This is a genomic window from Candidatus Zixiibacteriota bacterium (assembly GCA_016933955.1).
In the GTDB taxonomy this organism is placed as follows: domain Bacteria; phylum Zixibacteria; class MSB-5A5; order GN15; family PGXB01; genus JAFGTT01.
Genome location: JAFGTT010000012.1, coordinates 130,752 through 156,325 on the forward strand (window position 1 = coordinate 130,752; position 25,574 = coordinate 156,325).

At 50.0% G+C, this 25,574-nt stretch carries 30 protein-coding genes and 1 riboswitch; of the genes, 10 read left to right on the forward strand and 20 right to left on the reverse strand.

The genetic code is table 11. From position 1 onward, the window contains the following. Window positions 1-52 precede the first annotated feature (52 nt). A riboswitch (cobalamin riboswitch) is annotated at window positions 53-240 on the reverse strand. Between the two features lie 159 nt (window positions 241-399). Genes JXQ28_04110 through JXQ28_04125 form a run of 4 tightly spaced genes read left to right on the forward strand, consistent with a single transcriptional unit; the run spans window position 400 to window position 2,892 of the window. Further along, window positions 400-936, forward strand: a complete 537-nt coding sequence (locus JXQ28_04110; GenBank protein ID MBN2276915.1) for an HDIG domain-containing protein — start codon at window positions 400-402, stop codon at window positions 934-936. A gap of 15 nt (window positions 937-951) precedes the next feature. Next, window positions 952-1,578, forward strand: coding sequence for a hypothetical protein (locus tag JXQ28_04115; GenBank protein MBN2276916.1), 627 nt, complete (start codon window positions 952-954; stop codon window positions 1,576-1,578). 23 nt (window positions 1,579-1,601) lie between these two features. Then, a complete protein-coding gene (locus JXQ28_04120; GenBank protein ID MBN2276917.1) occupies window positions 1,602-2,534 on the forward strand; it encodes a histone deacetylase in 933 nt (310 codons plus the stop codon). Window positions 2,535-2,556: 22 nt separating this feature from the next. Continuing rightward, the gene (locus JXQ28_04125) at window positions 2,557-2,892 is read left to right on the forward strand and encodes a tRNA-binding protein (protein ID MBN2276918.1); all 336 of its coding nucleotides are present in this window, start codon (window positions 2,557-2,559) and stop codon (window positions 2,890-2,892) included. Between the two features lie 50 nt (window positions 2,893-2,942). Here the strand turns inward: JXQ28_04125 and JXQ28_04130 are convergent, their stop codons facing one another. The 15 genes from JXQ28_04130 to JXQ28_04200 form a co-directional block, all read right to left on the reverse strand. Continuing rightward, window positions 2,943-3,419, reverse strand: a complete 477-nt coding sequence (locus JXQ28_04130; GenBank protein MBN2276919.1) for a hypothetical protein — start codon at window positions 3,417-3,419, stop codon at window positions 2,943-2,945. 5 nt (window positions 3,420-3,424) lie between these two features. Beyond that, complete coding sequence (locus JXQ28_04135) at window positions 3,425-3,946, reverse strand: hypothetical protein (protein ID MBN2276920.1); 522 nt, start codon at window positions 3,944-3,946, stop codon at window positions 3,425-3,427. An 8-nt stretch (window positions 3,947-3,954) separates the two neighbouring features. Then, window positions 3,955-4,167: a hypothetical protein gene (locus tag JXQ28_04140; protein ID MBN2276921.1), complete on the reverse strand. Its 213-nt coding sequence runs from the start codon at window positions 4,165-4,167 to the stop codon at window positions 3,955-3,957. Between the two features lie 85 nt (window positions 4,168-4,252). Further along, window positions 4,253-6,013: a penicillin-binding protein activator gene (locus JXQ28_04145; protein ID MBN2276922.1), complete on the reverse strand. Its 1,761-nt coding sequence runs from the start codon at window positions 6,011-6,013 to the stop codon at window positions 4,253-4,255. 5 nt (window positions 6,014-6,018) lie between these two features. After that, window positions 6,019-6,510: a bifunctional nuclease family protein gene (locus JXQ28_04150; protein ID MBN2276923.1), complete on the reverse strand. Its 492-nt coding sequence runs from the start codon at window positions 6,508-6,510 to the stop codon at window positions 6,019-6,021. Then, window positions 6,510-6,956, reverse strand: a complete 447-nt coding sequence (locus JXQ28_04155; GenBank protein ID MBN2276924.1) for a 50S ribosomal protein L9 — start codon at window positions 6,954-6,956, stop codon at window positions 6,510-6,512. Before JXQ28_04155 ends, JXQ28_04150 begins: the two co-directional genes overlap by 1 nt. A gap of 29 nt (window positions 6,957-6,985) precedes the next feature. Continuing rightward, window positions 6,986-7,918: a DUF2232 domain-containing protein gene (locus JXQ28_04160; GenBank protein ID MBN2276925.1), complete on the reverse strand. Its 933-nt coding sequence runs from the start codon at window positions 7,916-7,918 to the stop codon at window positions 6,986-6,988. 18 nt (window positions 7,919-7,936) lie between these two features. Next, window positions 7,937-8,230: a 30S ribosomal protein S18 gene (locus JXQ28_04165; GenBank protein ID MBN2276926.1), complete on the reverse strand. Its 294-nt coding sequence runs from the start codon at window positions 8,228-8,230 to the stop codon at window positions 7,937-7,939. Window positions 8,231-8,258: 28 nt separating this feature from the next. Next, window positions 8,259-8,720, reverse strand: a complete 462-nt coding sequence (gene rpsF / locus JXQ28_04170) for a 30S ribosomal protein S6 (GenBank protein ID MBN2276927.1) — start codon at window positions 8,718-8,720, stop codon at window positions 8,259-8,261. A gap of 46 nt (window positions 8,721-8,766) precedes the next feature. Next, window positions 8,767-9,354 (reverse strand): aminoacyl-tRNA hydrolase, encoded by a 588-nt coding sequence (locus tag JXQ28_04175; GenBank protein MBN2276928.1) that lies wholly within the window; start codon window positions 9,352-9,354, stop codon window positions 8,767-8,769. 145 nt (window positions 9,355-9,499) lie between these two features. After that, window positions 9,500-9,910 (reverse strand): hypothetical protein, encoded by a 411-nt coding sequence (locus JXQ28_04180; GenBank protein MBN2276929.1) that lies wholly within the window; start codon window positions 9,908-9,910, stop codon window positions 9,500-9,502. 163 nt (window positions 9,911-10,073) lie between these two features. Further along, on the reverse strand, window positions 10,074-12,281 hold the full coding sequence (locus JXQ28_04185) for a copper-translocating P-type ATPase (GenBank protein MBN2276930.1): 2,208 nt from the start codon (window positions 12,279-12,281) through the stop codon (window positions 10,074-10,076). A gap of 111 nt (window positions 12,282-12,392) precedes the next feature. Further along, window positions 12,393-13,031 (reverse strand): sigma-70 family RNA polymerase sigma factor, encoded by a 639-nt coding sequence (locus tag JXQ28_04190; protein ID MBN2276931.1) that lies wholly within the window; start codon window positions 13,029-13,031, stop codon window positions 12,393-12,395. 419 nt (window positions 13,032-13,450) lie between these two features. Then, window positions 13,451-14,350 (reverse strand): M23 family metallopeptidase, encoded by a 900-nt coding sequence (locus JXQ28_04195; protein ID MBN2276932.1) that lies wholly within the window; start codon window positions 14,348-14,350, stop codon window positions 13,451-13,453. A gap of 121 nt (window positions 14,351-14,471) precedes the next feature. Continuing rightward, a complete protein-coding gene (locus JXQ28_04200; GenBank protein ID MBN2276933.1) occupies window positions 14,472-14,612 on the reverse strand; it encodes a hypothetical protein in 141 nt (46 codons plus the stop codon). Between the two features lie 389 nt (window positions 14,613-15,001). On the opposite strand from JXQ28_04200, the gene JXQ28_04205 reads away from it, so the two are divergent. Further along, a complete protein-coding gene (locus tag JXQ28_04205; protein ID MBN2276934.1) occupies window positions 15,002-15,775 on the forward strand; it encodes an SDR family NAD(P)-dependent oxidoreductase in 774 nt (257 codons plus the stop codon). A 74-nt stretch (window positions 15,776-15,849) separates the two neighbouring features. Here JXQ28_04205 and JXQ28_04210 read toward each other — a convergent pair whose 3' ends face one another. Continuing rightward, window positions 15,850-17,187: a fibronectin type III domain-containing protein gene (locus tag JXQ28_04210; GenBank protein MBN2276935.1), complete on the reverse strand. Its 1,338-nt coding sequence runs from the start codon at window positions 17,185-17,187 to the stop codon at window positions 15,850-15,852. A 790-nt stretch (window positions 17,188-17,977) separates the two neighbouring features. Here JXQ28_04210 and JXQ28_04215 point away from each other — a divergent pair. Continuing rightward, the gene (locus tag JXQ28_04215; GenBank protein ID MBN2276936.1) at window positions 17,978-18,268 is read left to right on the forward strand and encodes an RNA-binding protein; all 291 of its coding nucleotides are present in this window, start codon (window positions 17,978-17,980) and stop codon (window positions 18,266-18,268) included. Between the two features lie 356 nt (window positions 18,269-18,624). On the opposite strand, the gene glnA is transcribed toward JXQ28_04215, so the two are convergent. After that, on the reverse strand, window positions 18,625-20,043 hold the full coding sequence (gene glnA / locus JXQ28_04220; GenBank protein ID MBN2276937.1) for a type I glutamate--ammonia ligase: 1,419 nt from the start codon (window positions 20,041-20,043) through the stop codon (window positions 18,625-18,627). Window positions 20,044-20,235: 192 nt separating this feature from the next. Here glnA and JXQ28_04225 point away from each other — a divergent pair, with 192 nt between their 5' ends. Then, window positions 20,236-20,874, forward strand: coding sequence for an MBL fold metallo-hydrolase (locus tag JXQ28_04225; protein MBN2276938.1), 639 nt, complete (start codon window positions 20,236-20,238; stop codon window positions 20,872-20,874). Between the two features lie 5 nt (window positions 20,875-20,879). On the opposite strand, the gene JXQ28_04230 is transcribed toward JXQ28_04225, so the two are convergent. Further along, window positions 20,880-21,686, reverse strand: a complete 807-nt coding sequence (locus JXQ28_04230; GenBank protein ID MBN2276939.1) for a hypothetical protein — start codon at window positions 21,684-21,686, stop codon at window positions 20,880-20,882. A 195-nt stretch (window positions 21,687-21,881) separates the two neighbouring features. Here JXQ28_04230 and JXQ28_04235 point away from each other — a divergent pair, with 195 nt between their 5' ends. Beyond that, entirely contained in the window at window positions 21,882-22,553 is a 672-nt protein-coding gene (locus JXQ28_04235; protein MBN2276940.1) for a ribonuclease HII, read from the forward strand. Window positions 22,554-22,562: 9 nt separating this feature from the next. Then, a complete protein-coding gene (locus JXQ28_04240) occupies window positions 22,563-22,928 on the forward strand; it encodes a YraN family protein (GenBank protein ID MBN2276941.1) in 366 nt (121 codons plus the stop codon). Window positions 22,929-22,977: 49 nt separating this feature from the next. On the opposite strand, the gene JXQ28_04245 is transcribed toward JXQ28_04240, so the two are convergent. Beyond that, window positions 22,978-23,346 (reverse strand): hypothetical protein, encoded by a 369-nt coding sequence (locus JXQ28_04245; GenBank protein MBN2276942.1) that lies wholly within the window; start codon window positions 23,344-23,346, stop codon window positions 22,978-22,980. 74 nt (window positions 23,347-23,420) lie between these two features. Between JXQ28_04245 and ispG the strand changes: the two genes are divergently transcribed. Further along, on the forward strand, window positions 23,421-24,500 hold the full coding sequence (gene ispG, locus JXQ28_04250) for a flavodoxin-dependent (E)-4-hydroxy-3-methylbut-2-enyl-diphosphate synthase (GenBank protein ID MBN2276943.1): 1,080 nt from the start codon (window positions 23,421-23,423) through the stop codon (window positions 24,498-24,500). A 71-nt stretch (window positions 24,501-24,571) separates the two neighbouring features. Here the strand turns inward: ispG and JXQ28_04255 are convergent, their stop codons facing one another. Further along, window positions 24,572-24,781 (reverse strand): hypothetical protein, encoded by a 210-nt coding sequence (locus JXQ28_04255; GenBank protein ID MBN2276944.1) that lies wholly within the window; start codon window positions 24,779-24,781, stop codon window positions 24,572-24,574. Window positions 24,782-25,574: the final 793 nt, after the last annotated feature.

The following is a 25,574-nucleotide window of genomic DNA, read 5'->3' on the forward strand; positions in this document are numbered from 1 at the left end:
CCGGCGGCGCGGTTACGGATCGAAACCGATCAGCCCGCGCTGATGGCAACGTTTTATGGATTCGCGATACGGCAGGCCTCCTGACTTCGGTATCCAACCCCCCGGGACACCTTCCCGGCCCGCAGGCCAGTGGTCTTTCGTCCCGGGAGTAACCGTTACAGTAGCGGGGCTGCGGCGGATTTTCACCGCCTTTCCTATTCTCCGTCCCCTGTAGACGGCACCGTATCTATGTAGTGTTATTATAAATCGCATCCGACCCGGCTGTCAACAAGAAATTTAAAAAATCGTAGCCGGCCAATTCGACACTTTCGGGGTAGTTGGAATAGGGCGTTGACAAGTCTTCGCTTTCGCCTTTAATTATCCGCATAAACACGACTGCTATTACCGGGAGATATGAACATGTCCGATGTAGTAAAAAAACTATGGCCGGAGCTGGACTGGATTAAGGATGAAACTTTGCGTCAGCAGACTCATGACACCTGGGTCGAAGCCCTCCGGCTGAGCAAACTGACCGCCCGGGATCTCCAGGAAATCCCGTTCACCCTCAAGGCCAAAGACTGTACCGTTACCTTCATGGCCCACAAGCGGGCGGTAGTGCATCTTTCGCGCGAATGCGCCCGGATCATGAGCGAGTTCTTCGGGGATAACCTGCCGATCGATTTGGACACCGTCATTTCCGGAGCAATCCTGGCCGATGTCGGTAAGCTTCTCGAGTACGATAAGATAGACGGCAAAGCGGTCGTCAGCGAATACGGCCGGTATGTCCGGCATCCTTTTTCCGGGGTCGGCCTGGCTATGAAATGCGGCGTCCCGGATAAAGTCCTGCATATCATCGCCGCCCACGCCGGTGAAGGTGACATGGTGAAACGTTCGGTGGAAGCCTATATTGTGCATCACACCGACTTCATGAGTTTTGAGCCTTTCATGCAAAAATGAATCGGGTAATTCGTCATGGGTAAACACAAATCAAAAAAGAAAAAAACAGCGCCGGATGATCAGCCGCAGATGGATCAGACCGAAAATACCGAAAACCCGCCGACCATCCCCGGCCGCGAAAAATACCTCTGGATATTCCTGGCCGCTTTCCTCTTTATTGTCAGCGTCGTTATGGTTATCTATGACTTCAGCTTGAAAAGCACCGTCAGCGATTACGATGAGAATCTCACCAACTGCTCGATTATGCTCGATGAAGCCCAGGAGAAACTGGACAAATCCGAGCGTGATCTGGAACGTACCAAACGGGAACTTCAGGCCAGCCGTTTCGGGGGGGCCGGCGAGAACATGGTTCCGCCCAATTACCTCGAGGAATACAAGAGGAAAGGCCTTGATGATCCCATCGGTCGTATTAAACGGGATCTGACCGAACACCAGGATATTATTCCCTACCAGGGTACCACGGGCCATGCCTTTCGTTTTCATGACATCCGGGAAATCTATGTAATCAGCCCGCGGCTGGTCTTCGCCAATATTACCGATAACAAGGTAAATGGCTGGATGTTACTGGAATATCGGGTCGGTGACAACGGCATGATCACCTGGAAAGTGGTCAAATCCTACTGCCCCTTCTACGATAAATAATTTCGGGAAAGCGGAGCGGCATCATGCTCGGGATAATAAAACATGACCTCTTTCTCCGGCACCTCGAAGGGTATGATCATGTCGAATCCCCGAACCGCCTGAAGTATATCCTCGACCACCTCGGTAAAAGCCCTTTGGCTGGAAAATGCCGTTTTATCGAGGCTGAACCGGCCCGGATCGAGTGGCTGGAAATGGTCCATGACCGGCAGTACATCGATGACATTCTTTCCCTGAAAATTGACCAGGCCGTCATTCTCGACTGGGGCGATACCGTCGCCACTCCGGCCACCCCGCAGGCGGCTCTTTATGCCGCCGGGGCCGGTATCCATGCGGCCGTATTGATCCTCGACGGAAAACTCGACCGGGCCTTCTGCGCCGTCCGTCCGCCCGGTCATCATGCCGAGCGCAAGCGGGCGATGGGTTTCTGCATCTTCAACAATATCGCCGTGACCGCCGCCTACCTGACCGAAATCGCCGGTTTGGATCGGGTGGCTGTGATCGATTGGGATATCCACCACGGTAACGGCACCGAGCGGATGTTCGAGGAAGATGACCGGGTCCTCTACATCAGTCTCCACCAATTTCCCCATTATCCCGGAACCGGCTCCTCGGGCATGACCGGGATCGGAAAAGGCGATGGTTTCACGATCAATCTCCCGATCGGCGAGGGGGCTGATGATGATGATTACCGGGCCGTTTTCCATGACCATGTCATCCCGGCCGTCGATAATTTCCAACCGGAATTTATCTTGATTTCAGCCGGGTTCGATGCCCATCGGGATGATCCCCTTTCCGGAACCAGAGTCACCACCCCGATGTTCGGCGAGATGACTGCGATGCTTCGCGAGACCGCCGAACGCCACTGCCGGGGACGGATGATTTCCCTGCTTGAAGGCGGTTATAATCTGACCGCCCTGGCCGAATCGGTCGAAAAACATCTCGAAGCCATGATCTGAAAAAAAACAGAGAGTGATTTCCATGCCGCCAATCAGCTGGAATGATTTTGAAAAAGTCGAAATAATGGTCGGGACGATTGTTAAAGCCGAGGATTTTCCCGAGGCCCGCAAACCGGCCTATAAACTCTGGATCGATCTGGGCGACATCGGTATCAAAAAATCATCCGCGCAGATTACTGAATTATATGCAAAGGATCAACTTGTCGGCCGCCAGGTGATCTGTGTGGTCAATTTCCCACGGCGTCAAATCGGACCGTTTATCTCCGAGGTGCTGACTACCGGGTTCGAATCGGATGACGGCCATGTTGTTCTTGCCATCCCCGAACGCCCGGTCCCCAATGGCCGCCGGCTGTTTTAATCAATCTGGAAAAGGAGTCTTGTGAAAGAAATGGAATCCCGCATCAGGGATTATTTCTTTTCTCCCTTCTTTTCTTTCTTATCTTCGGGGAAAAGCGGGCCGGTGAGCTCTTCGGGAAGCTGGGTCCTGGGTGGGAAAATTCGCAGATAACGCTGATACCATTTCCATTTCTTTCGCTCGGCTTTCATAAATCTCTTGATGGCCTTCTCGCGATCGAACAGAACGGCATCATATTTTTCAATTTTCTGAAGCAGGTTTTCGACATTCTCGCGCCGTTCCATGGCCATCCGGAAATTGTCGTAATCACGAATATTGAACAACGATTGCACGATCGGTTCGAAAAAAACCATTGTCTGGGCGCCAATATAATTGAGCGGCTTTACCGATTCCAGAAAAACAATGGCCGGGGTTGACATCCGCCAGTTAACCACTTTCTTGGCCACTTTCTCCAGAACGGCGTCCTCTTCCTCGGGAATAGCCGTGCGATCGGGATCATTGGAGTCAACCGGTCCTTTGAAAATCGACATTAGCTTTAGCCTCCATCTTCCCGGCTTCGGGTCATCATCTCCCGCGCAAAGGCAATCACCTCATCACGGTTGCCCTCGAACTTGATATATATCCCGCGGAAATTTTCCAACCGCGACCGGCGCGTAAACGGGGACAGCAAAATACCATTCTTGTCGGGATAACTGGTGCGATACTGCGACCATTTCTTGACCATCGTCTGCATCTTGGTCTTAACGATTATCTCCTCCTCGGTCAAACGGTAGTGTGAGGGAAAATAAAACGAAGACAACGAACCGAATAAAAACAGTGATGCCAGGATCGAAAACCAGACCGAATTATCGGTGGCCAGATACACCACCACCACCACCACCGCCAGAAAAAACGAAACCAGGATAGTCGTTCGCATATTCCGTCTGGCCGGGTGACAGACCCATTCCAGAACCTTGCCGTCGGGTTTCTGCACTGCCGTATCCGGTCCGGCCGTCCCGGACGGGATATTCAATTCCAGCGAAAGTTGTTCCCGCTCTTTTTCTTCATCCGGTGTCATATTACCTTTTATTTCATGGAATCGGGCGTACGGTAACGTTCCTTTTTCACTTTGGCCATCATCTCCACCAGTTCTTTGGGTTCGATAACTTTTTTCTCGATCAGTAACCGCACCAGCGCTTCCTGGGCCAGGTTGTTCGAAAGGGCCAATTCCTCGAAGGTGATATTGCGCTCTTTGCCGTCAACGATCATCTTGAGCGCGAATTTTTCTTGGTCAGCCATTATCTATCTCCAATTCAAATTGAATTTTCCATCCAATTCCAAACCGATCGGCTCGGTCTGGATTTCGCAGGGCAAAAATTTTTTGTCATTCCGTTTTCGGGATATCGATTTCAACTCTTCGCGGAGCCCGGTTTTCGATGGTATAGACTGGAAGATCGACATTTTCGCGATTCGGCCCGAATGTCACCGGTCCGGCGACACCTTCGAAATTCTCGATCCCAGAAAGGAATCCGGCTATCTCGGAGCGGGAATAATAGCCCGCCCGAAGCGCCTCGCAAATCAGCGCCATCGCATCATACCCCAGCGCCTCAAGACGTCCCGGCTGATGACCGAAACGGCGGTCGAAATCAATGGTAAACTGCTCGGCCCTGGGACCGCTGTTGTCATTGATTATTCCCGATGTAAAATAGCACTGCTTGGTGACGGCTTCACCAAGATCATAAACCGTGCTTGAACCCCACCCGTCACCGCCGAGATAAACCGTCTGGAGATTATAAAAATTGATCTGCGGCAGAAGCATCCTCAACTGACTTCCGTTGGCCGGTATATAGAGGCAGTCCAGCCGTACCGGAACCTCCTCGGCCTCGATCGTATCGCCGGTCTCATTGATAAAGATTATGGAATCCAGAAGATCATCCAGAATAAGCGATTTAAGATCACGAATATAGGGCCCGAAATCGGTATCGCGGGATCGGAAATACTCCACCCCGATTACCTTCCCGCCATTGGCTTCGAAACGTTTTAGAAAAGCCCGGGCCATCCGCAGGTTCTCCGGTGTCGTGGCAGTTATAATAGCGGCGGTATCGGCTCCAAACCGGTGGACCGCCAGATCAGCCATCATTATCCCCTGCAAATCAAGATTCGGCTGTAGCTGGAAACTGGTCTCCGAAAGCTCCGTCAAACCGCCCTGCGTGGCCGCCGGGATAATCAGCGGCATATCGCCGCAGGCCAGAACCGCCGAGGCTATCGCGGTCGCTTCCGAAGTCAGCGGACCGATTGCGGCCGCAGTTCCCATTGAAGCCAGTTTTTTGACAATCCGCGCCGCCTCGACATTATCCCCCCGGGTATCATACATGGCCGGACGAATTCTGATCCCGGTTTCAGCAGAAAATTGCTCGGCTTTCAACTTTATGCCGTCGAGAATCTGTTCTCCGAATTTCTGAAAATCGCCCGATAACGGCAAAACCACCCCGATCTCGGTGTCCGTTTTCATTAACCGCTCCGCTTCGGCCAGAAGTTGCACCGCCTCGGGAGTCGAACATGGGCTTAACAAAGAACGCACCGATTGAAAGTTCCCCCGTTTCATCAAACCGCGGGCGGCCGCAATCAGAAGCGGGCATTGCCGATCAGGGGATAGATTAAGATTACGGATTACGGCCGGATCAACGGCGCCGGTTGAACCCAAAGCTGCTTCTATCGATTCGATCAACAGCCCGTCCAGCCCGGCATCTTTCGACAGACGGTAGGCCTCAAGATAACCGCTGATTGCTACTTGGGGATGGCCCATCCGGTAGTGGGCGTTCCCGATAAACAGCTCGGCATAAGGAGTATAGACGGAATTGGGATAATCCTTGATTAACCGCTTGAAATCGTAGATCGCGTGATCGTAAGATTCCAGGTAATACCCGGCTTTACCCCGGAAAAAAAGAAAGGCCGCCATATCGCGATGGTCGGGGTAAGATCGAACCAGATCGCTGAATATTGCATAGGCTTCCGCATAATTGCCCTCATTCAGCAGCCCATACGCCCTGCCAAACTGTATCTGGGTATCATCGGCCAACGCCGTAACGTTCAAGACCGATCCCAGAAGAAAAGCTATACCGATAAATAATCTGACAAAATTCATTTGCACTACAATGAATACTTACCGAAATCTTCCGGGTTGATTTTTCTCAAACGGTCGGCCAGGGATTCGCTGTCCTTCTTCAGTTCCGAGGGCTGGTCGGGAGACCCCAGGTTAAACAACCCTTCCTCGGCAAAGATCGGGGCTTTGACCTTCAGCGCCAGGGCGATGGAATCGGACGGACGGGCATCGATCTGATGCACCGTCCCGTCGCTTTTCAGCGACACCACGGCATAAAAGGTCTGTTCACGCAGTTCGGTGATTTCCACCTTCTCCACACTGGCCGAGAGAGCCGTGATGGCCGCCTTGAGCAGGTCATGAGTCATCGGCCGCTTGGCATCGATACCCGACAACTCCATGGCAATCGCCCAGGCTTCGGCATGCCCGATCCAGATCGGAAGCACCTTGCTGGAGTTTTTCGGAGACAGGATAACAACCGGCGAATTGGTCATCATATCCAGTGCCAGACCGTCAACTTCAACCTCAAGCATTGCCATCATCAAGCCTTCCGAATAACCCACAATTTGACATTGGCGACAATATCTTTCTCGACTTTGATCGGCACGGTATAAACACCCAGCGATTTGATCGGTTCCTCGAGTAACACATGCCGCTTTTCGATACTGATCCCTTCATGTTGAAGCAGATCGACGATATTCTGCGAAGTTACCGAGCCGAAAATCTTATCCTCTTCACCTACCAGCACCTCGCTGGTCAGTGACAATTTTTCCAGATTGACCTTCATTTTCTCGGCTTCGCGCATTTTCTTGCGCAAACGAATCTGATTCTGTTTCTCGACCTCGTCAATGGCTTTAAGATTGCCTTTGGTGGCCGGGATCGCCAGGTTCCGCGGAATCAGGTAATTACGCCCGTAACCGGACTTCACCTTAATCATCTGTCCAACCTTCCCCAGATCGGGAATATCCTGTCGAAGGATCACCTTCATAACTCTATCCTTTCCATCCTCAATAATTTCTAACCGATAATCCTGGCCCTCACCCGGCGGAAATCGAAATGGCTGTCCAGCAGACCGATCAGGGCCGCCAGAAGCAAACCGGGTAATTGCAGGAAAGCAAATCCAATATAAAACAAAATTCTCAAAAAGAGCGATAATCTTATTCTTTTCAAATAATAATCAATCACTGAAAACCCGAACACGGCATAAAAAAATCCCAGAAAAACCAGCCCGTTATCGGAAACCATCCGGGCCGTCTCCGGCCCGACCAGCCGAAATACCAGAAATAATCCTATTCCATACATATAGAAATACGGCATTTTCCAGTAAATGAAATTACCCATAGTGGGGAAAAATTCGCCCAGACCATGCATCACCACCACCAGCAGTAACCAGCCCAGAAAAAGCTGGGCAATCGCCGATAAGGCCATCAGCGAGGGCATCAGCCGCCCCACGAGTTGAACGATTTTCACCACATTATCCGTCAGGTTGGTTTCGGCCACCTGGCTGAGCCCCAGGTCCCCGACAAACATCACCGTCAATTCTCGTAATTCATTTATGGCCATATCAATCATACTCCGTTGCATGAAATACATCGCCACCGCCAGTATCGCGGCCCCGCCGATAGCATAGGCAAAAGCTCTGGCCGTCGAACGACCTGATGCTATCAGTCCGCCCAGGAGCACCCCGGGAATCACAACCACCGCCCAGGCAATCATCATAAACGATGAAAACCCCAGGACCTGATAACCGACCGCCAGCGATCCCAGCGCACCGATTACAAGAAAAACGTAATATCGTCGAAATGCAAACAGAATCATGGTAAACAGGACTCCGATCTGTGCCACATAGCCAACCAGGACAATCTCAGATACCGCCAGAAACAGGAGGGTTATCAGAAGCCCGCCATACTTGATAAAGGGCTCAATTTGTTTCCAGCCAGTCGGCATCATTCCGCGGATCGTCCGGCTTTACCGGTAAAACTCATTGGTATAAGGCAAAATCGCCAGGTGCCGGGCGCGCTTGATGGCAATCGTCAGAAGTCTCTGATGACGCGCGCAATTTCCCGAAATCCGGCGCGGCACGATTTTGCCCCGTTCATTGATGAACCGCTTCAGCAGACGCTCATCATGATGATTGATATATTCCAGCTTGTCCTCGCAGAAGCGGCAGATCCGCTTCCTTCTCCTATCAAAATCCACCATTTTATTTTCCTCGTATTTTTGTTTTTTCATCCGAATAATCTCCGGCTCATTAAACAGCATAAGCCATAATCAATATCCGAAACACTTCTTATAGTTCCTCATTGTCGCTATCATCATCCGATGAGTCGTCATCGCCCGAATCATCATCGGACGAATCTTCATCCGAAACCTTTTCCGATTCATCATCGGTACTCTCGCTGTCCCGGTCGATTTCAACGGCCGGACGATGGCTATCTCTCCGGATCGTGCCGGCCTCGGACAGCTCTCCTTCGAAGGCCACGGTCAAATGGCGGATATACGATTCCTCGATACGATAGAATCGCTCCAGTTCGGTAAGAAGGTTATTATTGCCCTCGAAGACGCACCGGGTATAATAGCCCTGGGTGAATTTCTTAATCGGGTAGGCCAGCCGCCGGATTCCCCAGCGATCCTCCTCAAGAACCTTGCCTTCGTATTTCTGGATTAATTCGGTAACTGATTTGATCTGTCGATCGAAAGCGGCATCATCCGCCTGCGGGCTTAAAACAAAAGTCGTCTCATAGATTCTCATTAAAATCCTCCCTATGGACGTTTAAGGTTAACAAACGGCCCCGGTCTCAGTCGTCCTGATCCGGAGCAGGGGTCTGGTTATATATACTCATCGCCTCTTCCAGGTTATGAGTTAATAAATATAATACACAATCGGCTCCTATTTCAAGCATTTTCTTTCTTTTTTCCGCTTCCTCCGCTGTAAACTTCCCCAGCACAAAATCGAGCTGATCGATATTTTCGCCGATCGGCCCGATTCCCAACCGCAATCGCGGTATATCCTCGGTCTCCAGATGATATATAATCGATTGCAATCCGTTATGCCCCCCGTCGGAACCGGAGGATCGAAGGCGGATTCGCCCCAGCGGCAGATTAAAATCATCGGTTACTATCAGCGCCCGACCGGGAATAATCCCGAAATCCTCAAGCGCCTTTAAAACCGCCTGACCGGAATTATTCATAAACGTCACCGGCCAGATTATAGTCTTTTCCTTACCGCTAACTTCTTTAACAACAAATAGATAATTATTTCTGCGGATTCTTCTTGTTATTTGCCATTTCTCGCAAATCAGATCCAGAAGATCGAAACCGAGATTATGACGGCTGTGGGCATATTTGGGCCCCGGATTCCCCAGCCCGATTATTATATCAATCACAACTTATGACACTCCAATATAATAACAGAATAAACGAGTACCAAAATAGGTCCCGAAACAGAATTATCAAAACGGATTTTGCGATAAAAGGAATTTAACATCTCGCCGGATATGGAAGGCTAACAGCTATCATCTCCGACATCTATCAAATTGGCCCGGAGTCGTGAAAATTGAAATGTTGGTGTCGTTTCTTTGTCGGCCAGGGATCAGGGCCGCAAACCGGGGCCGGGCCGCCCCTGTACATGAAATTAATCAGATAGGTAACATCGATAATATTAATTGCCCCGTTGCCATCGGGATCACCCTCCGCCATACAGATCGGAGCCGGACCGCCTTTATACAAATAGTATATCAGATGAGTAACATCCAGAATACCCACGGCACCATTATTACCGGCATCACCCGGTTGATTGCAACATGGCTCATCCAGAGCGCCCGAAAGTCCCGGATTATTGCCGCTATTGTTAATGCTCGCTTCTCTTCCGTACACACCAACCGCGGAGAAAATCAGGATTATCATCAATCCCGTTGCCAAAATCTTGAACAAATAATCCATAATCGATTTCCCTCGGATAACAAGCCTCTCTCATAGGCCAACTGTAAATCGTGACCGATTAACCACCTTAAATGTGAGGCGATTTATCGATGATGCCATCGAAAAATGATTGAAAATAAAATGATGCCGGATGCTTATGTTAGACGCGTAATAATCGAGATAGTTACTTCGTTTTTAACAATCGCAGGGAATTGGTGACCACGAAAAGCGATGAGAAGGCCATGGCCCCGGCCGCCACCACCGGTGATAGTCCCCATCCGAGAATCGAATAGAACAATCCGGCCGCCAGCGGAATAGCCAGAACATTATAGAAAAAGGCCCAGAACAGGTTTTGCTTGATAGTCCTGAGAGTCATCCGGGATATCTCGAGCGCTTCCACCAGCGAGAATAAATCATCGCGCACCAGAATAATATCGGCCGCCTCCAGCGCCACATCCGTTCCGGACCCGAGTGCCACCCCGATATTGGCGGCGGCCAGCGCCGGAGCATCATTGATACCATCTCCGACCATTATCACCATTTTATCGGCCCGGCGGAAGGTTTCCACGAATAGAGCTTTCTGATCCGGCTTAACCCCTGCCTCGAATTTTTCGATTCCCAGGTTTCCGGCTACCCCCTGGGCCGTCCGGTAATTATCCCCGGTCAGCATAACTACTTCGCGTCCGCTTTTTTTCAGGTGATCAACCACCTCGACCGCCTCTTCCTTAACCCGGTCACCGAGCGATAGAAAACCCAGCGGTAATCCATCTACCGCAATATAGACCACCGTCCGACCCAGCGACATCTGCTCCTCGGCCGCCCCGACAAACATCTCGATATTAACATTCTCTTTTTCCATGGTGGCGGTATTGCCGGCCACAACCGTTTTGCCATCCACTTCGGCCCGGATTCCAAACCCGGGGAATTCATTCACATTGCGGGGCGGCATTAATTCCAGTTCTTTCCGCTTCGCCCTTTCCACGATAGCTTGCGCCAAAGGATGATTCGAACCCGCTTCGGCCGATGCCGCCAGCAAAAGCAATTCATTGTCCTTGGTTTCATCCATGGCCGTGATCTGCATTACCTCGAAAACCCCCTCGGTCAAAGTCCCCGTTTTATCAAAAATTATATGATTGGCCAGAACACTGTTTTCCAGAATATCTCCACCCCGGATATATATCCCCCGGCGGGCCGCCCGCCCGGTTCCGGCCAGAATCGCGGTCGGGGTGGCCAATCCCAGAGCGCAGGGACAGGCAATAATCAATACCGCTATCGGGGCCTTAATCAGCATCGGGCTGTTCGGATCGATAAAATACCACGCTACCAGCGTTATCAGGGCGATCACCAGGACCACCGGGACAAAAACACCCGCAACCCGGTCGGCCAGTCGCTGGACCGGGGCCTTGCGTCCCTGGGCCTCGGAGATCAGGCGGATTATTCCGGCCAGAAAAGTATCTTCACCGGTTCCCGTCACCCGGAATTTGAAACCAATGTTGCCGTTGACGGAACCGCCGATTACGCGGTCGCCGATTTTTTTATCCACCGGGACTGCCTCCCCGGTCAACATCGATTCATTGATCGACGGCATCCCCTCCATAATCTCCCCGTCGGCCGGTATCTTCTCCCCCGGCCTGACAACAATAATCATATTGCCGGTGATATCAGCCGTTCTGATACTGGTTTCGATCCCGTCGATAACCGCCGTCGCCTTATCCGGCCGGAGACGGAGAAGCGACCCGATTGCATCGCAAGCCTTCCCGCGGGCCCGGCTCTCCAGATAGCGCCCGAACAGGATCAGGGTAATTATCATAGCGGCCGACTCGAAATAATAATGAACGACATGGGGACGCTGGAATATCAGGCTGTCAATAACGGTATAAGTGCTGTACAAAAAGGCCGCCAGCGAACCCAGCGCAATCAGGGAATTCATGTTGGCGTGATAATGACGGGTCTGATTCCAGGCATCGGCGAAAATACCCCGTCCCGCCTTAAACAGCACCGGTAGAGTCAGAATCAAAAGCACGATTCCGGAATATTTATGTGAAATAAGCGGTGACGACAAAATCATCCCGCTCATGCTGATCAGGATGACCGGGATGGTAAAAACAATCGCCAGCACCAGACTACGGCGATTGGCGGCGCTTTCATCATCAAGAGAGAGTTTCTCGGCGGTTGCTTTTTCGGAAGTATAGCCCAGCTCGGAAATCCGTTTATATATCGACTCCTCTTCCACCAGTTCCGGTTGAAAATCAATCGAGGCGGTTCCGATAGCAAAATTGACCGAGGCCCGCTCGATTCCATTGAGATCCGCCAGGCCCTTCTCTATCCCGGCGGCACATCCGGCACAATGCATCCCCCCGATTTTTAATTCAAGTTCTCTGGTTTTTCCCATATAGATAAAATTAGCAAAAGGTTTTCAAATAGACAAGGATTGATTACCGTTTGGAAGTATAAAAAATAAACGCAACAGGCGGACCGCAGAGACAGGCGAAATCCGGATATTTTATTTAAAACCCATACTGATCAGAAGCTGCGGGCATTTCTTCATCAATTCTTTTTTAATCTTGGCCCGCGCCCGATGCAAATACCAGCGAACCGTCGCTTCCGGCATATTCATTATGGTGGCGACATCATCGATATTACAGCCATCGACATCTCGAAGAACAAACGCTGATTTCTGCTTCTCGTTCAGAGAACCCGCCGCTTCATCGATATATTCGCGGAGACGGCTTTTCTGGTACCGCAGTTCCGGAGTGTCATTCTTTTCGTCGGCCTTTTCCTTGACGTTCTCGATCGATTCATGTTGATGGCGATGGTGCTTGCGCATATAATCGATCGAAGCATTGACCGTTATCCGATACAGCCAGGTGTAAAACCGTTTATTCTCATCGTAGCGCCAGATATTCTGGTTGACCTTGACAAATACATTCTGCATGATATCGGCGGCCTCATCGTAATCACCGACCATCTTGTAGGCCAGCGAAGCCACCTGGTTTTTATATAAACGAACCAGCCGGGAAAAGGCCCTCCTCTCGCCGTTTCGAATACGCCTGACAATCTCACGGGTTTCCCGCTCCACCCGGTCATCGACTTCATTACCGGGCTTTATATTTATTTTCGACCTGGTCATAACCGTGTTCATTTTACTCTCCCGAAGAACTCCAACTAAATGGATTATTTAAATCTATTTTCATCTCAAACCAAACTCCTGCGATCTTGTTCCGACAAATCGCAAACTTTTACGAAAAAAATCCGTATCGCCTGTTCGTTATTTGGGACTTTTTAGGCTGAAACGCTTCAAACGATATTTTTTTTGAATCGAAATCATTTTCCTCACCTCACCCATCCGGTTAAATTTCGCCCTGCATTTATTTTATACATCCAAATCCCGTCAATGTTTCCGATTCCTCCAACAGCCGCCGGGATATCAGGGATAATATCAATGCATCTCTCACCCTGAAAATGCTTCCAGCGACGGAAAACGCCCTCTTAACTTCGCCCCGAAAAATTTTAATTAACGTGATAAAAAATGTGAAAAGGCGGCCCGATGCCGCCCGTTAACTAACTGTTCAGGATATATTCCAGAGGGTTAACCTTCTGGCCATTCTTGATAATTTCGTAATGGAGATGCGGCCCGGTCGAATAACCGGACGACCCCATCAGGCCAATCAGATCCCCCCGCCGGACTTTCTGTCCCCGATTGACTTTAATCTGGCTTAAATGCCCATAACGGGTTTTATAACCATAACCGTGATTAATCTTTATCAGCTTGCCCAGATCACCGACATTGCCGACAAATTCCACGACCCCGTCGGCCGTCGCAAAAATCGGTGTCCCCATCTTATTCGCGATATCCACGCCGCCATGGAATTGTTTGTAACCCGTAAAAGGATCAATCCTCATCCCGAAACCGCTGGTCCGATAACCGCGGGTCGGCAGAATCGATGGAGTATGATCGAGAATCGATCTTTTCTCGGCCAAAACATCATAGGCCTCGTTATATTTTTCTTTCTCGAACCGGGCCAGCCTGAGCAATGCGTCGACCCGCCCCTCGGTAGAATAGGCCTGTTTAACCGGCTCGGACAGGCTCTCGAAAATCTTCCTTTCCGGACCGCCGACACCCAGCATCCGCTCATCGGAACTTATCTCGGGAAGATTGAAAATATTGCGAATAACAATTTCTTTTTCGACCAGGTCGTGGTATATCTCAGTGATTTCATTCAACTTGCCGCTGAGATCGGTATATTTGCCGGTCAGGATTGCGTTTTCCACCCGAAGCCGTTTGGCCTCGCCGGCCGCCACCTGTGATTTCACATAGGAAGTGGTCAAAAAGATATTGGCCACGAATACACCCGCTATGATTACACAGCAGAATAATATAAATCCGTAGGATATACTGAATTGCCGCATTTCCATGCGGCTTCCGGGAATCAATAAAAATCTTAGCTTTCTTCTCAACATGGCTGACTCAAATAAAATGTTTCCGGGTCAAATCAGTCCAGAAATTTGAGAGAAAATATGCCAAAGCCCCTTCAAAGTCAACAAAAAATAGATTCAAAACAAAATACCTTACACCCAAAATCTATTTGATTAACTGATATTCTTTCCTCAGTATTTTGTCGACAACCCTGATAAATTTCTCGCTGTTCAGGTTCTGCAGACTATACAGATGCCAGTAAATCTTGCGCGGCATCACATATATGTCTTTCTTCTTCTTGGCCATGTTGAAACCTCCCATCCCCGGATCGCGGTGACAGTGGCCAACCGGCCATACTTTATCTATCGACCCTGACCCAGGCTATCTTAATCCCTTTTTTTACTGGCCAATCCTTCTGCATATTCCATGCCTTTAATAACCCCTGCCCCAAATTCCCACTTTTTTGGCTTATGTCATTATCCATTAACAACTTAAATGCACGGTTAAATGTCGAAAATTATACATATCTCCACATTTTTCAAAAAAAATATAGGAAAAAACCAATATCTCTTCCCAGCCGCCAATACCGGGATAAAATCGATCGCCTATGATATTTCGACCCGCCTTGACATATCGATTCATAACCAATAAATTGGCCCGAAAATAAATACCATCACCTTAACCGGGATATTGTCATGATTTCGATTAAAAACAAAATCGTTCTGATAACCGGAGCCTCGGCCGGTATCGGTCGCGCCTGCGCCGAAACCTTCGCCCGCGAAGGAGCCCGCCTGATTCTCGCCGCCCGCCGGATCAAAAAACTGGAAACCCTGGCGTTATCTCTTAAAAAGAAATATCAGACCGCCTACCATCTGCTTGAGCTTGATGTCCGCCATCAGCCCGATGTGACTCAGGCTATCGACAACCTTCCGGCCGCCTGGGAAAAAATCGATATCCTGATAAATAATGCCGGCCTGAGTCGCGGGCTGGGAAAAATCCATGAAGCCGAGTTGATTGACTGGGAGGAAATGATCGACACCAACATTAAAGGCTTCCTCTATGTCAGCCGGGCGGTTATCCCCGGCATGGTCCAACGGAAAAAAGGCCAGGTGATAAATATCGGCTCGATTGCCGGGCATGAGGTTTACCCCGGCGGCAATGTTTACTGCGCCACCAAACACGCTGTCGATGCCCTGACCAGAGGGATGCAAATGGATTTAATCGACAGCCAGGTCCGGATCAGTTCCGTCGATCCGGGGATGGTCGAAACCGAATTCAGCCTGGTTCGTTTCCGGGGGGATAAAGAACGGGCCAAAAAAGTCTATACCGGGCTGAAACACCTGACCGGCGCCGATGTAGCCGAGGCGGTTTTATTCTGTGCCACCCGCCCGCCGCATGTCAATATCAACCAGTTGCGAATCCTGCCGACCGACCAGGCCTCCGCCCTGATAACCAACCGGAAGGCGTAAAAAAGAAAGGACGGGGGTCCCGGACTCCCGCCCTGCTCCTGAGTTATTTTTGTGCGCGGCAAACGTCCTATTCTTTACCAGCAGATCGGCGGCGGACCACTCTTGTACAAATAATAAATGAAATAGGTGACATCAAGAATGTTTAAGCCGTTATCATTATTGATATCACCGCAGATATAATCGGCATCGGCAGTGAAACTCCAGACCGGGCTCCAGTCGCTCCATCCGCAGACATTGCTGACGGCGCAGACACGCCAGTAATACGTTGTCCCGGCTGTCAAACCGTGCACTGTTCGATCATCCCAGGAAAGCTGACCATTAATAACAGGAACGGTAAAATCTGGCGCTTCGCTTACCTGTAACCAGTACGAGTAAGCCCCCCCGACACCCTGCCAGTCAAGCGTAATCGGCTGGTTGAGCGATGGTGATCCGTCGGCCGGTCCCACCAGCTCCGGAATCTCAGCAACCGGGCAGTGAGTCGTGAATGATCGCGTTTCAGACCAGCCCGAAACGCCGTAATGAGCATATGTCTTAACCTTCCAGTAGTATGTTGTCCCCAGATCGGCTTCGGTCCAGATATATGATAGGCCGTAAACGACATAATTTTCCATAACCAACGGCGGATTGAAACCGGGGTCATCGTCAATTGAAATGGTGAAGTAATCGAAATCGACGGCACAATTCCATTCGAAATAAACCGGAATCGGTTCATCGACAGCGGCTTCGAGCGGCGCCGTCAAAGCTGGTGTGGCATCGACTGTTGTAAATGTCCAGGTGTCGGTCCAGGGCAACCTTTCCATGTTTATCTGGGATTGTATCTTATAGTAATAGGTTTTATTGTAAGTCGGCCATTTTTCGGTTTCGAAGTAATCATTCCAGAGGAAGAATGTATCTTCAATCACCCATTCATTAAAGTAATAAGGATATGTGAAGGTTGGTTCATCATCGATCGATATGAAAAAATATTCGGCCTCGACAGGTGTTGTCCATTCGATCATTACCGGAACATCGACCCCGGTCTGCCCATTATTGGGGACCTGTAAAATCGGTCGCCTGTCGAAAATTGTAAATGACCAGGTTTCGCTCCAATCTGTAGTGGGCCCGGATAATAAAAAAGCCCTCACCCGCCAGTATAGAGTAAGATTATCCCAGTTACTGCATTGAAAATTCCATAGAGTATCGTTAAAACCATAGCTTAGTAAGAAAGGAGAACTGAAATCAGGAACGGTATCAATTTCAAGGGAATAATGATATGCATCCGGATTGGAAGACCAGATAAAATCAAAGGGGCATTCGAGATCGGTAGTTCCGTTAGCCGGACTGATAAGCTCCGGCCCTGCCACCTGGGCCAATATGGCCGGACTTAAACCCAGGCATATTAAAATTGCGAGAGAAAAAACAAAGGGTTTCATATCGGTCCCTCCTGCTATATTTAATGAAATTAAGAGATAATCGATTTTTCAGAAAAGTGCCGCCGGAAAAAATGAAAATATGACCCGGCAAAAAAACGCTTTATAAATTCAATATAACAAAGATGACAGAGTGGTCAAGACAAAATTGGCCGGGTCTCAGTGGGTTGTACAGCCTGCCCATCGAATGATTATAGCCTGCTTACTGCAATTGGCCGGGCACCTTACACCATGATGCGGGAAGCTCCCTTGCCTTATTGAATAATACCTACATTTCATACCTACCAGCGCATGACAAGAGACCCACCCAAAGATCGGACCACCCGGCCGGCCGACCAGTCTTCCACCCTTATCACTAACCGGAAGAGGCAGGGATATAAGCGGCTTTGTGGAGTATCGAAATAATTATGCACAGCAAGCTATAAGGCACCAATTCGTAACCTCTCTTCTATATATAATACCAAAGATGTAAATAATAAACCATAATAGCATGCAGAACAGAGCCTTACGTCGTATTATGCATGCCTTTTATGCTCCAAAGTGAGAGGCAAAAAAATAAAAAGATGTCCTTTGCATAAATAATCATAGCTTTTTATTAAAGCCCGACGTATCTTATAATGTTACAATTAATTTGAGCTGGACCTTTATCGTAGTCTTGTCCTAATACACAACTCTCCGCTAAAGCTTAATCTCGAATTGACCGCGCAATCATGCGCAATATTATTTTTATCTTGAAGAAACTGGCCCTTTCGATGCGCAGTTCACTTCGGGATAAGCAACTACGGAGTGTAGAATGAATATCTACATAGGAAACCTGTCATTCAATACGACAGAAGATCAATTACGCCAGGCCTTCGAGGGTTTTGGTGAAGTTTCAAGTGTTAAAATTGTTGCGGACAAGTACAGCGGAGAGCCTAAAGGTTTTGCGTTTGTAGAAATGTCAACACAGGACGAGGCTGTTGCCGCTGTCAGCGGCCTCAATGGCCATGAACTGAATGGCCGGGTGCTGAATGTCGACGAAGCGAAACCGCGCCCCCAAAGCGGTAACCGCACCGGCGGCAACGGCTATCGCAAATTGTACTAACAGCAATAAAATGAAACCTGCGCCGACTCTGGCGTGGTATTGATTCTAAGGAGACTGGCCGACGGCTGGTCTCCTTTCTTATTTTCTGTTGAGTATTCAACGTCTTTAAATATTGGTACAGATAATTAATCCTCCGGCATTCAAACTACATTATCACTATGCTCACCCGTTGGGCTGGCTATATTGCTCTTTAAATTAAGGACTTAGTCCCATATTTTTTATTTTCGGACGGGATTTGCTGTTGATTTGCAGAAATTCCCCGCACAATCCACAAAAAAAACGGCTCCGTCTCAGGAGCCGTTTTTTTCTATGTGAATGTATGTAAAGAGCTGACGCTTTCTGACTTCCACTCCGACTTATTTATCGTAGTACATCATAAATTCCCACGGGTGCGGCCGGGTCCGAATCGCTTCGACATCTTTCCGTTTCAGCCCGATCCAAGCCTCGATCAAATCTTTAGTAAACACCCCGCCCTCCAGCAAAAAGGCATAATCCTCTTCCAGCGCATTGAGCGCCTTGGTCAGCGAGGTCGGCAGAAGCGGGATCCGGTCGCGCTCCGCCTCGGCCAAATCGGTCAAATTCCTGTCCACAGCCTGACCCGGATCAATCTTGTTCTTGATCCCGTCCAGTCCCGCCATCAGCATCGCGGCATAAGCCAGATACGGGTTGCAGGTGGCGTCCGGAGGCCGGAATTCCATCCGATGAGTCGATGGTTTCCGCTGGTATCCCGGAATCCGGATACAGGCTGTCCGGTTGCCGACCGAGTATGTCCCCCAGACCGGCGCCTCGAATCCCGGCACCAGCCGTTTGTAGGAATTGGTCGAGGGATCGGTGAAAGCGAAGATCGCCGCGGCATGTTTCAACAGCCCGCCGATATAGTGCAACCCCGTCTTGGAAAACCGGGCCGGCCCTTTTGAATCATAGAAAATCGAACCGTCCTGGTCGGCAATATACTGATGCACATGCATCCCCGATCCCGGCTCGTTATAAAGCGGCTTGGGCATAAATGTCGCCGATTTGCCCATCCGGAAAACATGGTTCTTGACGAAATACTTGATCATCATGGTCTGGTCGCCAATCCGGGTCATCTCGTCCAGAGCGATTTCGATTTCATGCTGACCGGCCCCGCCGACTTCATGATGATGATATTTCAGACCGATCCCGACTCCCTTCAGAAGAGTCGTGATCTGGGAGCGCAAATTGAAGGTCCGATCCAGGGGCGGTGCCGCATGATATCCCCCCTTGTACTGTACCTTATAACCCAGATTTTTCTCGCCCTCGCGCCCGGTGTTCCACTCGGCCTCTTCGGAATCGATATAGTAGTACCCCTCGTCCGGCCCCTGGTTGAATTTGACATAATCGAACAGGTAAAACTCGAATTCGGGACCGAGAATCGCCCTGGTCCCCGGAAGAACCGTCTTGAGATATTTATCGGCGAACTGCAGTACCCGCCGGGGATTACGCGAGTAGGGCACAATCTCGCCATCGACCGCCATAATATCGCATATAAATGAAAGAGTCGGGATATCGAAAAAAGGATCAATAAAATTTGCCTGCGGATCCGGCAGGGCGATCATATCGCCGTTTTCGATTTTGGCGAACCCGGGAAGCGAGGAGCCATCCACCCCTACCCCGTCCCTGAATAAGTCTTCATTGAGACTTTCGATGGGGATGGTAATATGATGCCAGGCCCCGATCAGGTCACTGAATTTCAAATCGATATACTCGACTTTCCGCTCCTTCGCCATTTTTTGCAGGCTCGCCAGATCCGCCATTCATCTCTCCCGTGACTAGTGAATATTTTCACATAATGTAATAAATATCCCGAAAAAGGCAACCGCTTTTCATAGACTATTTACTGGTTTTTTATACATTTTCAGCCAATATTAGGCTTATAAATTTCTGGGGAATATTTTAAACCCCGACTGAATTTTTACGTCTAAATGTTAAACAGGGATTAACCTGCCATGAAAATCACACTGATTTACGATAATGAAACCAGCCGCGATGACCTCATCGCCGACTGGGGATTCGCCTGTCTGGTCGAATTCGACAATCATCGTATTCTTTTCGATACCGGGGCCGACGGCCGGATTCTCCTCAAAAATATGGCCGCTCTGAAAATCGAACCGGAATCGATTGAAATCGTATTTATTTCGCATCTCCACTGGGATCATACCGGCGGATTGCAGTCTTTTATCCGCTTGAATCCCGACGTAAGACTATATATCCCGGCCAATTATGATCCTCCGGCGGATGCCCGGAAGGTGGTCGGAATTAAAGACCCGGTTCAGATCGAAAAGAATCTTTTCTCGACCGGCCTGCTGGAAGAAATCGAGCAGTCACTGATAATAAAAACCGCTCATGGTATAGTGACCGTGGTCGGTTGTTCTCATTCAGGAGTAGAAAATATTTTAAAATCGGCCGGGAAACACGGTAAAAACTTCGCCCTGATCGGTGGCCTGCACGGATTTGAAAATTACGAGGCCCTTCGGGATTTGGTTCACGTCTGCCCGACTCACTGCACCCAGCATAAAACCGAGATAAAAGAAGCCTATCCAAAAAAATATATCGATGGCGGCGCCGGGAAAATCATCGAGCTATAATAATATCACCGGTAGAAATCATAGGCCGCGCGGGCTTCCGCCCACCATTCCGGTTCTGGCTCCGATTCCACTTCGAACCCCGTCAGCCAGCTCCCGATATAATCCATCCCGCCCTGATCATTCTCCCGAAAATAGAAGAAATGGCTGTTCAGGCAACCCGACGGGCAATCGCCCCAGGCGTCCCGGGCCAGAAAGGTCACTTTCCCCTCGACCAGCCACGGATACATATTGCTCCAGTCACCGCCATAGCCGTTGGGCTCGCATAGTATAACCCCCGCAAGCGGGCGATAATATTCGGCCAGGTATTTCGGGTGAAGCTGGCCCTTGAAATGCAACGAAACACAATTGCAGTCCGTGAAAAGTACCGAGGTGTCGATCGAGGTCACTCCGAACAGGGTATTGAGTGAATCCCATTCGGTGTATGTTCCGGCCCGAAATTCCGCCGCCGCCTCCTCGGATAACTGAATCAGCAGTTTCCCCACCTTATAGGGGAATTGAAAGGTAATATTGGCTTCTGGAATCGAACCGCCGTAGGTTTCGCGAACCTCTTTCAGCCGGTCGCGAAAGCGGGCAAATAGAGCCCCGCTGGCCAGAAGTTCATCGCCGTACCAAAGGGCCATCAATCCCGGTTCGCTGTTGTCGAAATCAGCATTGGCCACCATTTCCGGGGTGATGGCCGGAAGACCGGCCCACGGATCCGGATTGTTTCCGGGCAGGCCGACTTTAATCGGATTGTCCGAATCACCGCACCCGCTTGGCACCAGCAAAACGACCGGCAGTAAAAAAACCGCCAGAATTTTGATTAATCGCATAACTCCCTCCTCCTAATCTTCCTCATTACAGACTTATAAATAAAATACGCCTTCAATATTTTTTTGTCAAACCGGCCCGGGTATTTTTTAACAATTGCATTTAAATTATAAAATATTTATAAATCGGTCATCGGCCGCCGATACAAACAAAAGGCCCCCGATTTGACTTAAACCACGCGCCGAGGGGAAGTTGTCATGACACAAAGATCGACTATTTTAAAACTCGACCGCCTCACCCGGCTTCTGCCGGATATGTCGCGGCTTGAGGCCAGCCTCCATGAAAAGGGGTACCGATATATCGCAGGGGTCGATGAGGCCGGGCGCGGACCTCTGGCCGGACCGGTGGTCGCCGCCGCCGTGATTCTCCCGGTCGGACTGGAAATCGAGGGTGTCGATGATTCCAAAAAACTGAGTGCCCGGCGCCGTGATGAACTTTTCGATGAAATTGCCGCCTCCGGGGCCTTCTGCGCCGTCGGAATTATCGACAACGAAACGATCGATAAAATTAATATTCTTCGGGCCGCCTTGCTGGCCATGCGTAAAGCCGTCAGCTCCCTGGAACAAAAACCGGAACTGGTCGTGGTCGATGGCACCAGTGCCATCCCTAATCTCGATATTCCCCAGCTGGCTGTCGCCGGCGGCGACGCTCTCTGTAAATCGGTCTCGGCCGCTTCGATTATCGCCAAAGTCACAAGGGACCGGATTATGGATAAATACGACGAGCGCTATCCCGAATTCTCGTTCGCCTGCCACCGCGGTTACCCCACTAAAAAGCATCTCGATGAATTGCGGCAGTACGGCCCGACCGAAATTCACCGGAAAAGTTTCAAACCGGTCATGGAAATCCTGGAACAGACCGTAGGTTGATATCTGAAATTGAATTCCGATCCGAAACATAATCAGCGTCAAAAAGGCCGCCGCTATGAGTGGCAGGCCGAACAGTTTCTTATTTTCCGTGGTTTCCGGATTCTCGAGCGTAACTGGCAGGCAGGTCATAAAGAAATCGACCTTATCGCCGTTCATGACAGATTAATCGTCTTTGTCGAGGTTAAAGCCGGTCTGACCGATAGATATGGCCACCCGGCCGAATGGGTGGATCGTAAAAAACAGGAGAACCTGATTTCCGCCGCCCGCCAGTATATTCTCGAAAAAAATTTACAGGATTTTGACTTTCGGTTTGACCTGATTACTTTTTTCGAAGGCCGGCTGGAACATTTCCCCGATGCCTTCCAGACCTCTTAGCTGAATTTAGAATATTCGATTCTCCGGATAAAATTCTCGGCTCCCTGTATCATTCCATCATATGGTCTTTATTTTGCCGAAGTTCGTTCATTTCCTGGCCTACCCGCACCGATGTCAGGCTGTCCACCAGTTCCCAGACCCTCAGCCACTCGGCCTGCTTGCCCTCCATCCGTGTCCTGAAAATCGCCATACTGTCGGACGTTAGGTTATATGCCTCCAGAATCGAATCCCGCGCGGCCAGAAAATCCTGGTTGCTGCCCCGATTATATTCGGCCGCAATCCCGATCTCGGTTATAACCTCGGCATACTTGAACAACTCCTGTTCACGCCAGGCCGCCCTCTTATCTTTAATCCAGTGATATCCGACAACCAGAAGCGCGATAATCGCGATTACGAGTATTATGCGGAAGTAATTCATTTTCCCAACTTTCAGTTGATATAATCGGTAAACTGTATAAATTACCGGTCATAACTATCGGGGTCAAGGAATATATGGAACCTTCATTCACTCCCGCCCGGAGGAAAAGCCGGGCCGTCAAGGTCGGCAATGTTATCATCGGTGGCGGTTTTCCGGTCAGCGTGCAGTCGATGACCAATACCGATACCCGCGATGTCGCCGCCACCGTGGCCCAGATCAAACAGCTTGAGCAGGCCGGATGCGAGATAATCCGGGTGGCGGTGCTCGATGATGATGCGGCCGCGAAACTCCACGAAATCAAAGCCCGGATCAATATCCCTCTGGTGGCCGATATTCATTTCAAATACAAATTGGCTCTCAAGGCTATTGCCGGCGGAGTCGATAAAATCAGGATCAATCCCGGTAATATCGGCGAGGATTGGAAAGTCCGCGAGGTGGTCAAAGCCGCTAAAGACGCCGGTATCCCTATCCGGGTCGGGGTTAACTCCGGTTCTCTTCCCAAAGACCTGACCGAGCGGTACGGCCATGACGACCCCGAGGCTTTCGTTACCGCGGCCCTCCGCCAGATCGAAATCCTGGCCGAAAGGGATTTCCAAGATATTGTCGTCGCCTTAAAATCTTCCTCGGTTATCACCACCTACCGCGCCCACCTGATGCTGGCCGAGAAGATCGACTACCCGTTCCATCTTGGTATTACCGAATCGGGCACCCTTCAGACCGGCACCATCAAATCCGCCATCGGTATCGGGGCTTTACTTTTGGCCGGGATAGGCGACACCCTGCGGGTATCTCTCACCGCCGACCCGGTCGAGGAAATCCGTGTCGGCAAAGCCATCCTCAAATCACTGGAATTAAAAAAAGACGGTGTCGATGTTATTTCCTGCCCCACCTGCGGCCGATGCCAGATCGACCTGATTGCCCTGGCGCAGTCTATCGAACAAAAGACCCGGCATTATAAAACGCCTTTGAAAGTGGCCGTGATGGGTTGTGTGGTCAATGGTCCCGGCGAGGCGGCCGTAGCGGATATCGGAATCGCGGGGGGTGATGGTTTGGGACTACTTTTCAAGGGCGGTCGAATCATCCGCAAGGTCCCCGAACACCAGCTCGAACAGGTTCTTCTCGAGGAAATCGAAAAAATGACCGGCGGGCAATAAGAGAGCCCCGCCATGATGGGGTTTGACGGGGCTTTAGCAACAGGGGCAAACAGAGATTTTTTTATAATTCGTCAGGTGGCTTCCATCGCCAGGGACATCTCTCTCACATTTTCGAGACCATGCATCTTCCCGGCCAGGCTCTCCCGTGTGGTGAGCCAGTCATGGGAAATTTCGAGCAGGCTGTCATAGCTGGTTTCATCAATCCAGTCGATAATCACCCGGTCGATCTTCTGACCCTCAACCACCGCATCTTCCATTGTTAATGTAAATCTGACTTCCACCTGTTCTCCTTATGGAAACATTTTCCGATTGAACATGTTGGGCTTTTATGCAAGTCCGGTGCCGGGCGCGCCCGCGTCTCGCCCCAAACACCTAATCTGTTGTTCGGTTGCATCTTATACAGCCAAATCAGGCACCATGCGACTTGATTGACAGGCCAAATCTATGGGACAATCCCCATACCGACCCGCCCCTTTCCGATTGTCATGGAACAACGCGAAATACCGCATCGGCCGGGGCATTAAATAACATCCCACGGTTCCGGTGCCGCCCCCCTTGGGGATTGTTGAAAAAGTTACTATTTTTCAATTCGCCCATACGGTTTTTGTGTCTGTTTTAATAAACATAGAGAATTCCGGGTGTGGGCCTTTTCTTCGACACTGACGGGTGGCCCATGTCTTCAGACGTGGGAATTATCGAATGAGTTAAGTAGGTCAGGGGTGCGCTTCTTACTATATTGTGCGCGGTAGACGCCCTCTGTATAGTATCATAAGATCCTTTACAGTTTGTGTCATGACTTGGTTTACAGTTATGGTGTATTTGGTTTTCGATAAAAGAGATTAAATATACCTCAGAAATCTTTTTTACCTTACCCACTTTCTTCCTGTCATTCCAGCCCTTTGCCTGTCATCCCCGCAAGAGGTCTGTCATTCCCCCAAAAATCCCGTCATTCCCGACACCCTTTTTTGTCATTCCCGACACTCTTTTTTGTCATTCCCGACCTGATCGGGAATCCATCCTAATTATCCCCTCTTGAGAGGGGTGGATCCGCCGGAGGCATTTATGCCGCAGGCG